Raw genomic sequence first — 14,888 nt, 5'->3', positions numbered from 1 at the left:
CATGAACGTCACTAACTGGGCATTCTCCAAGAATGAGGCGGTGTCCGACCATGGCATGGTCGCCGCCAAGCATCCGTTGGCGGCCGAAGCGGGTCTGCAGGTGCTGAAAGAGGGCGGCAACGCGGTGGATGCCGCCATCACCACGGCGCTGACGATGGGCGTACTGGAGCCGGCAATGAACGGCGTCGGCGGCGGCGGGTTCATGGTCTATCACAACGCGCGCACCGGCACGAGCAGCGTCGTGGACTACTTCATGCCGGCGCCGGGCAAAGCGACGCCCGACATGTACGAGATCGTGAACCCTGGCGCCGTGGACACGCTCGGTTTCCGCGGCGTAAAGAACGACGAGAACATCATCGGCTATCGCTCAATCGCCGTGCCGGGCATGGTCAAGGGCGCGGCGGTGGCGCTCGAGAAGTTTGGCACGATCAGTCTGCGGCGCGCGCTGGAGCCGGCGATCAAATATGCCGAGGAAGGCTACCCGACGACCTGGTTCTCGATGCTCACCACGGCGGGTTCGATGGAGGCGCTGATGCGCTTCCCGGCAACCGCGGCCATCTACCTGAAGCAGGGCAAGCTCCTGTATACCGCCGGGCGCGGCGGCGACCAGCCCGAGCGAGTCGTCAACGCCGACCTGGCCAAGGTGCTGAAGCGAATTTACGATCAAGGGGTCGTCGGCTTCTATGGCGGTGAGACCGCCGAGATGATCGTCAAGGACCTCAACGCGCACGGCAACGTCATGTCGCTGGATGATCTGGCCAACTACCAGCCGAAGATTCGCCAGACGCGCTCGACCACCTACCGCGGCGACTACACGCTGATCTACGCGCCATCGACCGGCGGCGGCACGCTGGCCGAGACGTTCAACATCCTCGAAGGCATCGATTTCTCCGGCCTCGATCCAAAATCGCCGGAGGCGCTGCACCTGTTCGTCGAGGCGGCGCGCATTGCTTACGCCGACCGCTGGCAACACCTGGCCGACGAAGACTTCATCGACGTGCCGTGGCAGGTGCTGGAGTCGAAAGCGTATGCGGCCACGCGGCGCAAGGAGATCGACCCGCGTCAGGCGGCGAAGGAGATCAAGCCGTACAGCCCGGCGACGTACAAGCCGGGCACACCGGAACCGGATGGTGGCTGCACCACCCACTTGTCGGTGATCGACAAGTATCATAACATGGTGGCGATCACGCAGACGATCAACGAAGGCTGGGGCTCCAAGGTCGTGGTGCCGGGCACGGGCATCCTGTTCAACGACTCGATGGTGCTGCTCGACCCGAACCCGGGCCGGGCCAACTCGATCTCGCCAGGCAAGCGCGGTGTGTCGAGCATGACGCCGACCCTGGTGCTCAAGCGCGGCAAGCCGTACATGAGCGTCGGCGCGCCGGGCGGCCGCCAGATCATGGGCACCGTGATGAAGGTGATCCACAACGTGATCGACTACGGCATGGGCATTCAAGACGCCTGCGCCACGCTGTCGGTGGACGCCAGCGCGGCCAAGCTGCAGATCGACAAGACGCTGGGCGAGGACGTGCTAGCCGGGTTGGCCGGGCGCGGGCACACGCTTGACGTGCGCGAGAAGGGTTTCTCGCCGCGGCCGTTCGCGAGCCCGACCGGCATTCTGGTTGACGACGAGGGCAAGGTGCACGGCGGAGCCGATCCGCTGCACATCGGTATCGCCGTCGGGTACTAGCAACTAGTCGCTAATTGCTAGCCGCTAGTTGCTAGTCGCTAGTTGCTAGTCGCTAGTTGCTAGCTCGCCCCGCGAGCCTCACCGGCTTGCGGGGCTTTTTTGCGGGCTCATTTGGTATAGGGCGAATGTCATGCCGTGTACGTGGCATTCGACTCATGACGGCCAACGGCGCACATCGTACAATGCGAACGACTGTTCGCGTGCGATCGTAGACCTGGAGGCAGCATGGTTCCCTGGCGACGCCGGCGGCAGGCAGCCCTTTTCGCTGAGGCAGCTTTGGCATGCGCTCTTGTCTGGTTTGCGCTGTCCGTGGGTTCCACGCGGGCAGCGGGCATTGTCGGTGATGGCACACCGGGAAGTTGTACCGAGAACGCGCTGGCGGCTGCACTAGCCGGCGGCGGCGGTATCGCGTTCGATTGCGGCGCGGATCCGCTGACAATCACCATGACGGCGGGACCGCTGACAGTCACGCGCGAGGCGATGCTGTACGGCGGCGGCCGGATCACGCTGGATGGCGGCGGCGCGTCGCGGCTGCTGTATGTGTCGCCGGGTGCGTCGCTATCGCTGGCCGGGCTGACGCTGGCGAACGCGTCGTCGGCCGGTGGCTGCGGCGCGGCGGTGCATAGCGAGGGCAGCCTGTCGCTGGTCGATGTGACCGTGCGCGACAGCCATGCGCTGACCGGCACGGACTGCGGCGTGATCGCGGCGTTCGGCGAATTATTGATCGCCAACAGCGTCATCGTCCACAACACGGCGGTGGTGAGCGGCACGCTCTACCTGGACGGCGCGGCGCGCGCGCTGATCGCCGATTCGCGGCTGGAGGGCAACGCGGCGGCATACGGCGGAGCCGTCTATGTTGGGGCGGGCGCGGCGGTGACCATCACGAACAGCAGACTGCTCGGCAACACGGCAGGTGATATCAACGACCCCGTCTTCTCCGTTGGCGGAGCAGGCGGCGCGATCTTCAACGCGGGCATCGCGCACCTGTCGGGCGTGACCGTGACCGGGAACACCGCACGCTACAACGGCGGCGGCATTGACAACCCCGGCCGCCTGACGCTCAAGCGCAGCACGATCGAGGGCAACAACTCGCTCAACAACGGCGGAGGGCTGCACAGCACCGGCTCGGCCGCGCTCGACGCCTCTCTGGTCGCTCTCAATTCGGCGTATGCGTATGGCTCCGGCATCTGCGCCTATGGCCCGCTGACCGTGACCCGCACGTTGATCGCGAACAACTTTAGCGCCATCGCCGCCGGGATCTATGCCGGCAGCGGCGCACAGGTGTACGTGTCCGGCTCGGTGTTGATGGACAACCGCCATCTGGCGCAAGGCACGCTGACGATTTACTCCGGCGTGACAGCCATTCTCGAAAACGTCACGATCGGGCGTATCGCCAATTACTACCCCACGGCTGGCGCGATTGACGCCGGCGGCGTGCTGACGATGACCAATTCGATAGTCATCTCAAATGATGTCGGGTTGCGTCAGGGCGGTTGGTACAGGTCGTCGCGCATTTTCGTGCGGAATAGCATCATCGCGCACAACAGGACGCAGGACTGCGACGATGTGGTGGCCGACCAGGGCTACAATCTGGCGGGGGACGCGACCTGCGCGTTTAGCGGGCCGGGCAGCCTGAACGGCGTTGACGTGCGCCTGTCGCCGGAACCACTGCCGATCGGGCCACTGGTCGGCGCGGGGGCAGGCACGCGCCTGCTGCTCTGGCAGCCGCTGCCGGGCAGTCCCGCGCTCGACATCGTGCCCGGCCTGCCGGGCATCGACTACCCCGCGCTGGATGCGCGCGGCACGGCGCGGCCGATCGGCGCGCGGGCCGACAGCGGCGCGGTCGAAGGCGGACCGTTCGCGTGGTACTACCTGCCGACGATGGCGCGCTGATGCCGGCGGCGAAATACGATTGCAGCACGAGGAGAAATGGATGGCGGACAATGCGTTTATGCGCTTCGGAAACAGCATGACGGCCGCGCTGCTGCGCTCGCCGCTGCACGGCATGTTGAGCGGCAGCACCATGCTCGTCACCGTGACGGGTCGCAAGAGCGGCCAGCCGATCACGACGCCGGTCAGCTACGTGCGCATCGGCAACGCGTTGAGCATCACCAGCCTGCGCACGCGCCAGTGGTGGCGCAACGCGCGCGGCGGCGCGCCGGTGTCGGTTGTGCTGCGCGGCGCTGCCGTCAGGGGCACGGCAACGGTCATTGAGGACGAGCGCGCCGTGGCCGACGCGCTGGCGGCGCAACTGCGCGCCGCGCCGCAGACGGCGAAATGGTACGGCGTGGCGCTGGATGCGGCGGGCAACCCGGACTTCATCGTGCTCGACCGGATTGCGAAGACGCGGGTCGTCGTGCGAATTACCGTAAACGGCTGATCCGGCGCGGCAAGCGAGTAACAGGGGGCGATGGTATGACCACGGCGCGGTTTGAAGATTCTTCTCGCAGATGGCGGAAGGTTCCCCTGCTGCTGGCCGGTCTCGTGAACATCGGCATCGCCCTCATGCATGTTGCGATCGCGCTGATCGGTTCAACGGCCTACGTGTATTTCGGCGTTCCGGATCTCGCACAGGCTGCCACGGGCGGTTCGCCCTGGCCCGCGATCGTCACGCTTGCGCTGGCCGGAGTGTTCGCGCTGTGGGGGGTGTATGCGTTATCCGGTGCGGGCATCGTGGCGCGCTTGCCGCTCACGCGGATCGTGCTGCTCGCGGTGAGCGCCATCTATGTTCTGCGCGGCGCTATCGTCGTGCTGGACATTGCGCGCTGGTTGCGCGGCGATGCATACCCACTGCGGCAAACCGCGTTCTCGGTCTCTGCACTGGTCATCGGCCTGATGATCCTGGGCGGTGTCGTCGAGCGATGGCGTTACCTGGCCGCCGGCAACCGACTTGCAGATTGACATGCGGCGTCACCCCCTGTCTACCCGCCCGGATTCAGCACGCGCCCCACGAACAGCACCGCGCCGGTCTTCAGATCGCGGATCAGGAAGATGAACGGGCGATCAGCCTTGAAGACAGTGCTCTGAGCCGGGATCGAAGTGCGCCCGACAATCACGGCGGTGGCGGCGGCCGCTTCGGTGCCCGCCTCATCCACCGCGACGAACGCCTTGTGCAGGACTGCGCTTATGAACAGGTTGCGCGATCCGTCCATCCCTGAGAAATCAGCTTTGCCGCCCGCGAAAGCGTCCTTCATGCCGAGCGCCTTCAGCGGATCGACCAGCCCGAACGACGAATCGAACTTCCAGCGCGGCAGACTAACGTCCACCATGTAATCGCCCTTCATCGCCTGCACGATGCTCGTCAGCCTCGCCGCCGTGAGCGCCGACTCAAACGCCTCGTACTGCCCGGCCGCCGGCAGCAGTATGTCCATCGCCAGTTCGCGGCCGTCGTACGGCATCTCCAGCATCTGCCAGCCATCGCCCTGCGCGTACGCGAACTCCGCGCGCTTCTTCATTGTCGGGACGTTGACGCTCTTGCCGTCCAGCAGCGTGAACGGCTCGCTCACGGTCGCCTTCGCGTCGAACGGGCTGGCCCACGCCGCGTTGAAGTAGATCGCGTTGGTTAGCACGAGCGCGGTCGAAGCGTCGATGGCGCCGCGTGGAATCAGGTCTTTGATGCGCGCTTCGGTCTGGTCGCTGACCCACTGGTTGATCGCCAGCCGCGACGGCTCGGTCTGGCGGGCGAAGTCGAGCAGGCGCAGCCCCGCGCCATAGTTTAGTGCCAGCGTGTCGAGGAAGTCAGGCAGGAACTTGTAGCCGCTCTGTCCCCACACGGCGTTAACGGTGTTCAGCCGGAAGCCCTTGCCATCTTTGCCCTGTGCGCCTTTGCCGCGCGCGGCCAGTTCCTGGTCCAGTGTGTTGAACGCCGCGTGCAGGCGGTCGGCCGGCAGGCCGAAGTGCAGCGCAGCGGCCATTTCCGTGGCGGTGTTGCCCTTTGCGCCGGCGTAGGTCATCGCCAGCGCCGTCGAGATCGAGTGCGGCGAGAACATGAAGTTCGCACCGGGCGCGCTCGCGCGCAGCCGCCCATACAGATCGAACGCAAACGCCGCGTCATCCTTTGCCAGTATCGTCAGATCGGCGGCCGGCGCGGCGACACCAGTCAACCGCGACTTGTCGGAGCGCGCGACGGTGCCGCCGGGAGCGACGGTCGCGGCCGGCGGTGGCGTGGCGGTGGCAACAGACGGCGTCCGGCCCGGAGCCGCGGTCGGCGTTGCGGGCGGCGTCGGTGCGCAACTGACGACGAAGACGACGAGAGCCAACCCTGCCAAAAGCTTGCTGAACATAGCGAACCTCCAACGGGCAGGCCGCACGGCCGCAGCGGCAATGGTTGATGCCGAACGCTGTCGTTACGGCTGCACTTCGATGTCCAAGATGATCGCGCGGTCGGCGCCGTCCAGCGTCATGAGCCGAGCGCCAGACTCCGGCGCATACATGCCGACCTCCAACTGGTACGTGCCGCGCGGTGCGTCTGGCGCTATACGGAATACGTGTGCGTCGGCGATGATGGCGCCTGGCTGCCAGCCGACCGTCTTCGCCATGCCACCCGCCGGCTGCTGATCGCTCTGACCCCAGAGTGGGTTGTTGTTTCGCGCGTTCCACTGCGTACCCAGCAGGTGTACGAACGCCGTATAGCTCTGCGACACCGGGCGGTCGGTTTGCCAGAACAGCGTGATCACGAAGCCGTCGCCTGCACGCGGCGTGGTCGATGGTGCGTCATAGCCGAGCAACCGGAGGCCGTTCTGGAACATCGTCTCCGCGTGCGTGTACCGGGCGACAGCCGGCGCCGGAACGGGCAGGGCGCACAGCCAGTAATAATCGTTGACGATGAGCGGCGCATAGCAATCCTGTCGTGCGACGCGTATCTTCGTATTGCGGTCGCGCTCGCTCTGCCACGGCGAGACAATCGAAGGGCCCAGCACCAGAACATCCTGCGCCTGCGGGCCTGCGCGTGACCGTCGCGCAAGCGGGTAATGCAAGCGCCCGGTCAACGGTGTCAACTCGGCCGTCTTGTGCCCCCCGGGGTAGTACACTCTACTGTCGAGCGGCAGCCGCCGGATATACTCCGCCGCCTCGTCCTGGGCCGCGCGGGGTACGATGATCCACGGCAAGCTGGCGCCGGTGCGGTCCGCGATCTGCTTGGCCTGCCAGTACGGCACGACGCTATCCGGCAGGAAAAATCCCGCCACGTTGCGCTGGCTGGCAAAACCCCAAAGCATGACTCCCAGCACGAGTGCGCCTGGGATAAGCGCCGCGGCGCGGCGTGTGCGCTGCTCTCCCGTGATCGGGTTGCCCGTCAGCAGGGCTGGCGCGAGCGCCGCCAGTACGAGCACGGCTAAAACGAGGCCAAACCAGTCGTGCCGTACCCAACCGGTCTTGGATATCGCAACAAACCACGCGGTGTTCACCGCCCAGCCAAGCCATAGTGTGGCGGTCAGGCTGGATTGGATGCCGTGCCGTCGATATCGCCAGACCAGCGTCGCGCCGCCGATCAAGAGAGCGGCAAACACACATACGGTCACCCACGGCTCGGGATGGGCAATCTCGCTGAGTCTGAGGAATTTGCCGAGCATGGCGTCGATGCCGGTCCGCCCAGTGTCGCCGATGCCGCTGCCGTCATTGAGCACGAACCACCAGCGCTGCGCGAGGTGTTTGCCGTAGTTGTCGACACCCGCGAGCGTGGTGATGACCACGAGTTGAACGAGTTCCCATAGCGCCAGCGGCGCGAGCGTGCCGGCGGCCAGCGCCAGGAACGCCGTCGCGCTCTGCCTGCGCGTTGCGGGAGACGGTCTGAACGCCGGGCGCAGCAGGTCGACAGCCATGACGAGGAAGATCCCGCTTATGGAGAACAGCGCGATGAGCTTGGCGTTGATGGCCAGTCCGGCCAGCAGTCCCGTCGCAGCGTAGTATCGCGCTCGGGCTGCCGGATCGCGGCGCGCATGCGCGAACGCGAGAAATGCGAGCAGGATGTAGAACATCGCCGGCACTTCGCCCATCGCCTCATAGCCGAGGAAGACCGATAGTTGCGGGTAGAAGACCAGGTAGGCGTGGAACAAGACGACGGCGCCAAGTCCGGCGATGGCGTAGAGCAGACGCGCCGAAAGCAGGAGCACGCCGGTGAAAAAGAGCAGTGGGCCGAGGTGCAGCGCCCAGAAACTGCTGCCGAACAGCCAGATCATGAGCGCGTCCGGCACAATGCTGGCGGGGCCGATGCCGTTGCCGGTAAAGAACCAGATGCGCCCGTCGTCAGCCTGAATATCGAACTTGATATCCACGCCATTCGCGCCGCGCGAGCCGGGATCGCTGATGGTGCTGACCATCGTCGTGTATGTGCCGGTTTCGGCCAGCGAACGAGAGATGGAAAGCATCCAGCCGCCGTCGTGCTCAATGCCGCCGTAAACGTTGATGAACGCGATGATGCGCACCAGTTGGTACGCGGTCAGCAGGAGCGTAACGGCGATTGCCACGTTGCGGCTTCGAAGCATGCGGGAGACTCCCATTCGGTCTGGCACGGGGGCGCCGGCCGGACTAGGCTGCCGGGTTCAACACGCGGCCAATGAAAAGCACCGCGCCCGTCTTGAGATCGCGGATCGCGAATACAAACGGCCGATTGGCCCGGAACTCGACCGGCTGCGGTCCGGCTGCTCCTGCGGCCGGCATCACCACGGCCGTGGCGGCGGCGGCTTCGGTGCCCGCCTCGTCCACGGCGATGAACGCCTTGTGGATGACGGCGCCGATGAACAGGCTGCGCGTGCCGTCCATGCCGGAGAAGTCGGCTTTGCCCGCGCTGAAGGCATCCTTCATGCCGAGCGCCTGCAGCGGAACCGACAGCCCGTACGACGTCTCGAACTTCCAGCGCGGCAGCGAGACGAAGACGCTGGCCGGCTTCATCCCGTTCAGCGCGCCGTCAAGCGCGGCCGGCAGCGCCGACTCGACGTCATCGAACTTGCCGGGTGCGGGGAGCAAAACCAGCATCGCCAGTTCGCGACCATCATACGGCAGTTCGACGGCCTGCCATGCGTCCGACGAGGCGTAGCGGTAATTGCCGGTGCGGCGCATGAATTGCGCGTCCGCCGTCTTGCCGTCGAGCAGTGTGAACTGGTCAAGCCGGGTAGACTTCGCATCGAACTGGTCGGCCCACGCCGCATTAAAGTAGATGGCGTTGGTCAGCACGAGCACGGTGGACGGGTCGATTACGCCCTGACCGATCAGTTCCGGAATGCGTTTCTCGGTTTGCTCGCTGACCCACTGGTTGATCGTCTGGCGCGACGGCTCCGGCGCCTTCTGGAAATCAAGCACGCGCAGGCCCGCACCGTAGTTCTGGGCGAGCACATCAAGGAAGCCCGGCAGGAACTTGTACCCGCTTTGTCCCCAGAGCGCGTTGACGGTCTTGAGTCGGAAGCCCTTGCCGTCTTTGCCCTGCGCGCCCTGGCCGCGCGCGGCGAGTTCCAGGTCGAGCGAGTTGAATGCAGCGTGCAGGCGGTCGGCCGGCAGGCCGTACCGCAGGGCGGCGGCCATCTCGGCGGACGTGTTGCCCAGCGCGCCGGCGTAGGTCATCGCCAGTGCGGACGAGACCGAGTGCGGTGAGAAGAGCAGGTTGCCGCCCGGTTTGGCGCGCAATTGGGCATAGAGGTTGGTTGCGAATGCGGCGTTGTCCCGGGCGAGGGTGGAAAGGTCGCTGGCCGGCGCAGCCATGCCGGTTATACGGGCCTTGTCGGACTTGATCACGCCGGAAGTCGGGGTTGGCGTGCCGGTCTGGGCACAGGCAACCACTATGAGTGACGCCACGATTGCGATGATCGAGAGAGTCGGACGCATGATAACCTCCACGTAACGAAGACGTTATCCCAATCTCCATTATACCCGCTTCACGGGCGGGCTTCGATTATGGGGGCGGCAAAGTCCTGCGCCGGGGTCTCACGATAGCGGTTCTCAGAACTGAGGCTAGACACGTCGGCACATCGCAGTTTGCATGCCGTGCCGGTGTAGAGGAGGGTCTCTGATGCGCCGCGCACCGGCAAGTCAGGACCTGCCCCTGCGTCCGGGACAACCTATTGCCGTGGCTGTGCATGGCTCTACCGCGCACATGCTGCGGGCACTGAGAATTCCAGGTCGCCGCGGCGACATGCGTGCGGACAGAAACTGGTGCGCCGGCTGCCAACCCGTCATGCCGGCGAAAGTTGCTGATGCGCCGGGGCGCACACTCGCGCATGAGAATAGTCCTGCCGATGTAGGGACGGGTCTTTGACCCGTCCGGTCGGCCAGGTCAAAGACCTGTCCCTACCCTGGGATACGATCCATTTTCATGGGAGCCGGCATCCAGCAGGGCTGCCCCTGGGCCCTGGCTTTCGCCTGGGCGACAACCGGTGCCGCCTTGCAGCCGAATGTAGCGGAGTTTCTGGGCAGCCTGTCGAAGGGCCGCCCGACGACCGGTGTAGAGGCAGGTCTTTGACCTGCGTCGTGATGATACCGCATCGGCGTAGGCGCGGGCAACTGATGGCTTCGACCCCGTCTGCGACTCGCCCCGCGCCGTTGGCGGGGGTGGGCGGTGCGGCAGGCTCAGCCGATGTCCTTATGTCTGTGTTCTTATCGGAGTGGGTCTGCACCCTGAACGGCTTTGCAGTTACAGGCCGTACAGGTCGCGGGCGTTCTGCGATAGTATCTGCAGCGCGGCGGCCTGTGCCTCGCTCGATGAAAGCATGCCGTCAGCGACGAGCGACTCCAGCGCCTGCGTGACGGCCCGCTTGCCCAGCCGCGCACTGGTGTGGAACGGCTCGGGCGAACCGAAGGCGTCCGACCCGTAGCAGACACGCGACAGCGGCGCCATCTCCAGCACCTCGGCCACGATGCGCCTGGCGGCCTGGCCGGCGAATGGAATGCCCTCCGACAGGTCGAGCCAAAGATTGGGCAGCACATTCGCCATGTAGCCCGCTTCCGCGTGATATGGATACCCGGTGTGCACCAGCAGCACGCGGCAGCCGCGGAAGGTGGGGAAGCGCAGCAGGTCCATCAACAGCGCCGGGCGGCAGGCGGTCAACTGCACCTGCCAGTCGCCCATGCCGGTGTGCACCTGCATCGGCACGTTGTGCTCCATGCACAGCTCCAGCGCCCGGCAGAAGAAATAGTCGCGCAGCTTCTTCATGCCGCCGCCACCGGTGCCGCGTTGAATTGCCTCCCAGGCTTGCATCCCCTGGTCGGGATTGCGGCTCAACGGCGAGACGTCAAGCCCGGTGCGATACGCGATGATCGACTTCAGTCCGCGGTAGCCCTGGTGCAACAACGCATCGTTGGCCGCGTCGTCGAAGCGACGCCGGCATTCGTCCCAGCCGATATTCTGCTTCAGCAGTTCTGCGATCAGTACCTCGATCCGGTAGATTGGCACGATCTCCACGCCCGTTTCCGCGCGGAACTGCGCCACCGGCACGTTGGGCACCGGATAACCGAAGTCGGCCACGAGCGTGCTGACGCCGGCCGACTTCAGCATGCGCGTGTTGTACGCCGCGTAGCCCTCGGCGGCGATGGCGTTGTTGCGCGCGGCCACGATCGCGTCGATATCGGCGGCGCAGCCGAATTGCTCGGCCAGCGTATGCACCATGTTCCGGAAGTAGATGGTGTCGCGCTTGACACGCTGCAGGCGGGCCAGCGCGGCGTCGTCGGCAGACAAGCCGGCGTCGGTCAGGTACTGCGCCGAGCCGCCGCCAAACGCGGTGACGTTCGTGAACTCGTCGGCGGTCAGGGTATCCTTGCGTGTGTACGGGTGGCAGTGCACATCGACAACCGGCGCTTGCGAGAGATCGAGTTTCACATCGCCTCCAGGTAGGTCTTGCGTTCCCATGGGTGGACTTCCAGGCAATACGACAGGTACTCGCTGCGCTTGACCCTCAGGAACTCCGATGCAATGATTGGCGACAGTGCAGCGGTCAGCACCGGGTCGGCTTCGAACGCGTCGAGCGCCTCGGGCAGTGAGCGCGGAAGGTAGCCGACGCCGCGCGCGGCCAACTGGCTGTCGCTCAGGTTGCCGAGATTGACGTCGCCGGCATGCGGGCCGGGGTCAAGCTGGTTCTGCAAGCCGTCCAGCCCGGCGGCGAGCAGCGCTGTCATGAAGATAAACGGGTTGCAGCTCGAATCGCCGGCGCGAAACTCGACATGGCTGCGGCCGGACGTGTCGGGCACGCGCACCAGCGCGCCGCGGTTGCCGACGCCCCATGCCACGTGCGCCGGGGCCCATGTATTGGGCTGCAGCCGCTTGTAGGAATTCACCGTCGGTGCGCCAACCCCCGTCAGGCCGGCGGCGTGCTTGAGCAGGCCGCCCGTGAAGTGCAGCCCCGCCGGCGAGAGCGGCTGCGCAGGATCGTCGCTCTGCATCAGGTTGCGGCCGCTCGCATCCGACAAGCCGATGTGCACGTGCAGCCCGTTACCGGCCAGTTCGGCGTACGCCTTCGGCATGTAGGTCGCGATGAGTCCCTGCTTCAGCGCGAGCGCGCGCACCACCTCGCGGGTCACCAGGTATTGGTCGACGGCGGAGAGTGCGTTGGCGTAGCGCACGGTAAACTCGTACTGGGAGGGGCCGTACTCTTTGCCGAGCGCCTCGACCTGCATGCCCATCGCCTCAAGCGTGTGTACGATTGAATGCATCAGGTCTGCGTAGCGGTTGAGTGCGGTCAGGCTGTACATGCCGTCGTCGTTAGCGGGCACATACTCGCCGTCACCGATTTTGCGGAACAACGCGAACTCGGCTTCCAGCGAGACCGTCACGTTCATGCCCAGCGTCGCGAAGCGATCCATCATCCGCACCAGCGCGGAGCGCGGGCAGCCGGCGAACGGCTTGTGCTCGTCGGTGCGCATGAAGGTATGCACCAGTGCGGTGCGCTCCAGGTAGGGCAGCAGCCGGTAGCTGTCGGGGTCGGGCACCGCGAAGAAGTCGCCGGTGTTCGGCTGGAAGATGCCGTCCGGCGCCATGTGATCGGTGAGCGCAAACTCCAGGTTGGCGGTGGCGAACACGATGCCGTTGGCAACGGCCGACGTGAACTGGCCGGGCGGCAGCGTCTTGGCGCAGGCGCGGCCGTTGTAGTCATGGAAGAGAATCCACAGATTCTGGATCTGGTCGTCGGCCAAATGCTTCAGGAGGTCTTGCGAGTTCATATACGATTGCACCCGTGTGTGATCAGCGCTTGTCATGCGGCCCCGGAGCCGGCACCCAGTGCGCCGCAGCCCTGGCGCACATCTTACTATATCAACTGACGGCTGGCAAGGCTTTCCGCTCCGCGCCAGCAATTCTCATTTTGGAGTCGGCCGCCAGGTTGCCTCTTCATCCCCTGGCCCCTTCTCCCCCGCGCGTGCGGGGGAGAAGGGGAAAAGCTAACGGGGAGGTGCGCGGCGGCGCAGCCGCCGCGCACCTCCCCTTAGAATCTCGCCCCCTCCCAACGAAGTTGGGAGGGGGTCGGGGGGAGGGCAACGCCGCTTTCTTGTCGAGCCAGCATGCGTGACAAGCACCAGGGGGGCCAGTTCATAGCAAGCTGGCAATGGATAGTACCCGCCCAAGGCCAAAATGAGAATTGCTGGCTCCGCGCGTCGAGACCCGAAGGGTTTACGGAGAGCCGCGCATAATTTGAGACGCGCTTGTGAAACCCTTCGGGTCTCTGTACTACCGCCCGTCTCAACCGCGCCGGGCGCGGCGCGCAAACAGGGCCTTGAGGTACGCTCCCTCTGGAAATGTGATCGGGTGATCGAGCGCGTGGCCCGTGCGACTGATTTCGGCCAGCGGGCGGCCACTGTCGCGTGCCGCCTGTGTGACCGTCGCAAAGAATTCGTCGGCCGTCACGCGGCTGGAGCACGACGCCATCATCAGCACGCCGTCCGTATGGAGCAAAGCAGTTGCGAGCCTCGTCAACCGCGCGTACGCCGCCAGTGCGCGCGGAACTTCCGCCGCACTCTTCGCGAACGACGGCGGATCGACGACCAGTACGTCAAAGCGCTGCCCGTTCGCGTGAAATCGCTCAAGGCATTCGAAGGCGTCTCCGACCGCGATGGTGTGCCGCGCAAGCCTGACGCCCGGATGTTCATCCCGGTTGAGCGCGAAGTTAGCCTCCGCCGAGGCCAGGGCGGGTGCGCTGACGTCTACGCTCGTGACCGATGTTGCGCCGCCGGCCGCTGCGTAGACCGAAAAGCCGCCGCTGTATGCAAAAACGTCCAGCACCTGGCGCTCGCTCGACAGCGCGCGAACCTGCGCCCGGTTGTCGCGCTGATCGAAGAAGAAGCCAGTCTTGTGTCCGTGCGCCACATCGGCTGCGAAGCGCAGGCCGTTCTCGCGGAAAATCACGGGGCCGGCGAGGGCCGCGCCCGTCACGACTTGTCCATCCGACAGCCCGTATTGCGCCATGATCCCAGCCAGATCGCGACTAAAGCGCAGCACCGTGCGCTCGCCGGGGTGTATACTTTGCAGTCCGGCCAGCATGTCGCGCAGGTGCGGCAGCCAGGCGGCGGTATACAGCTTGACGACCAGCGTATCGGCGTAGCGGTCGATAATCAGGCCGGGCAAGCTGTCATTCTCGCCGTGCACCAGGCGGTAGCCGTTGGTATCGTTCGCCAGCAACGGTTGGCGCAACAGCGCGGCGGCGCGCAATCGCTCGGCAAACCAATCGCGATCGATGGTCGCCGGCCGGCGATGTTGCAGCACCCGCACCCGAATAGGTGAGGCCGGGTCATAGAGGCCAATGGCCAGAAAGCGCCGCTTGGAATCCAGCAGCACCGCCAGATCGCCGGGTTGGCCCTCATGGCTCTGCTTGCGGATGGCCTGGTCAAACACCCAGGGATGACCGCGGCGCAGCGCGCGTTCCGCCGCCGGATTGACATGCACGGCGATGCGTCGGCTCGACGGGCGCGGCAGCGTATCCAGATTCATCAGCCGCTATTCTACCCGCTCACCCGTCATGCACGCGAATCGCACCGCAATCAGCAATTCTCATTTTGGCTTTGGACGGATCCTTTCCAATGCCGGCTTGCTATGAACTGGCCCCCCCGGTGCTTGTCACGCAAGCTCGCTCGACAAGAAAGCGGCGTTGCCCTCCCCCCGACCCCCTCCCAACGAAGTTGGGAGGGGGCGACATTCTAAGGGGATTGGCGCGGCGGCGCAGCTGCCGCGCCAATCCCCGTTAGCTTTTCCCCTTCTCCCCCGCGCGCGGGGGAGAAGGGGCCAGGGGAT

At 65.5% G+C, this 14,888-nt stretch carries 10 protein-coding genes; 4 read left to right on the top strand and 6 right to left on the bottom strand.

Going from position 1 to position 14,888, the window contains the following annotated elements:
* Position 1: 1 nt before the first annotated feature.
* The 4 genes from ggt (at position 2) to HZB53_11720 (ending at position 4,591) form a co-directional block, all read left to right on the top strand.
* Positions 2-1,690 (top strand): gamma-glutamyltransferase, encoded by a 1,689-nt coding sequence (ggt, locus tag HZB53_11735; GenBank protein MBI5878312.1) that lies wholly within the window; start codon positions 2-4, stop codon positions 1,688-1,690.
* A gap of 276 nt (positions 1,691-1,966) precedes the next feature.
* A complete protein-coding gene (locus HZB53_11730) occupies positions 1,967-3,583 on the top strand; it encodes a hypothetical protein (protein MBI5878311.1) in 1,617 nt (538 codons plus the stop codon).
* Positions 3,584-3,623: 40 nt separating this feature from the next.
* A complete protein-coding gene (locus tag HZB53_11725; GenBank protein ID MBI5878310.1) occupies positions 3,624-4,070 on the top strand; it encodes a nitroreductase family deazaflavin-dependent oxidoreductase in 447 nt (148 codons plus the stop codon).
* A 35-nt stretch (positions 4,071-4,105) separates the two neighbouring features.
* Positions 4,106-4,591, top strand: coding sequence for a hypothetical protein (locus HZB53_11720; GenBank protein MBI5878309.1), 486 nt, complete (start codon positions 4,106-4,108; stop codon positions 4,589-4,591).
* 20 nt (positions 4,592-4,611) lie between these two features.
* On the opposite strand, the gene HZB53_11715 is transcribed toward HZB53_11720, so the two are convergent.
* From HZB53_11715 to HZB53_11690, 6 genes are all read right to left on the bottom strand, one after another.
* Positions 4,612-5,973, bottom strand: a complete 1,362-nt coding sequence (locus HZB53_11715) for a serpin family protein (protein MBI5878308.1) — start codon at positions 5,971-5,973, stop codon at positions 4,612-4,614.
* Positions 5,974-6,036: 63 nt separating this feature from the next.
* The gene (locus HZB53_11710; protein MBI5878307.1) at positions 6,037-8,172 is read right to left on the bottom strand and encodes a hypothetical protein; all 2,136 of its coding nucleotides are present in this window, start codon (positions 8,170-8,172) and stop codon (positions 6,037-6,039) included.
* Between the two features lie 43 nt (positions 8,173-8,215).
* Positions 8,216-9,505, bottom strand: a complete 1,290-nt coding sequence (locus tag HZB53_11705; GenBank protein ID MBI5878306.1) for a serpin family protein — start codon at positions 9,503-9,505, stop codon at positions 8,216-8,218.
* 805 nt (positions 9,506-10,310) lie between these two features.
* Positions 10,311-11,492: an amidohydrolase family protein gene (locus HZB53_11700; GenBank protein ID MBI5878305.1), complete on the bottom strand. Its 1,182-nt coding sequence runs from the start codon at positions 11,490-11,492 to the stop codon at positions 10,311-10,313.
* Positions 11,489-12,829 (bottom strand): glutamine synthetase, encoded by a 1,341-nt coding sequence (locus tag HZB53_11695; protein ID MBI5878304.1) that lies wholly within the window; start codon positions 12,827-12,829, stop codon positions 11,489-11,491. The genes HZB53_11700 and HZB53_11695 overlap by 4 nt, the downstream gene beginning before the upstream one ends.
* A gap of 514 nt (positions 12,830-13,343) precedes the next feature.
* A complete protein-coding gene (locus HZB53_11690; GenBank protein MBI5878303.1) occupies positions 13,344-14,588 on the bottom strand; it encodes a class I SAM-dependent methyltransferase in 1,245 nt (414 codons plus the stop codon).
* Positions 14,589-14,888: the final 300 nt, after the last annotated feature.

Source organism: Chloroflexota bacterium, assembly GCA_016235055.1.
Lineage (GTDB): Bacteria > Chloroflexota > Anaerolineae > JACRMK01 > JACRMK01 > JACRMK01.
This window is presented reverse-complemented; position numbering and strand designations above follow the sequence as displayed.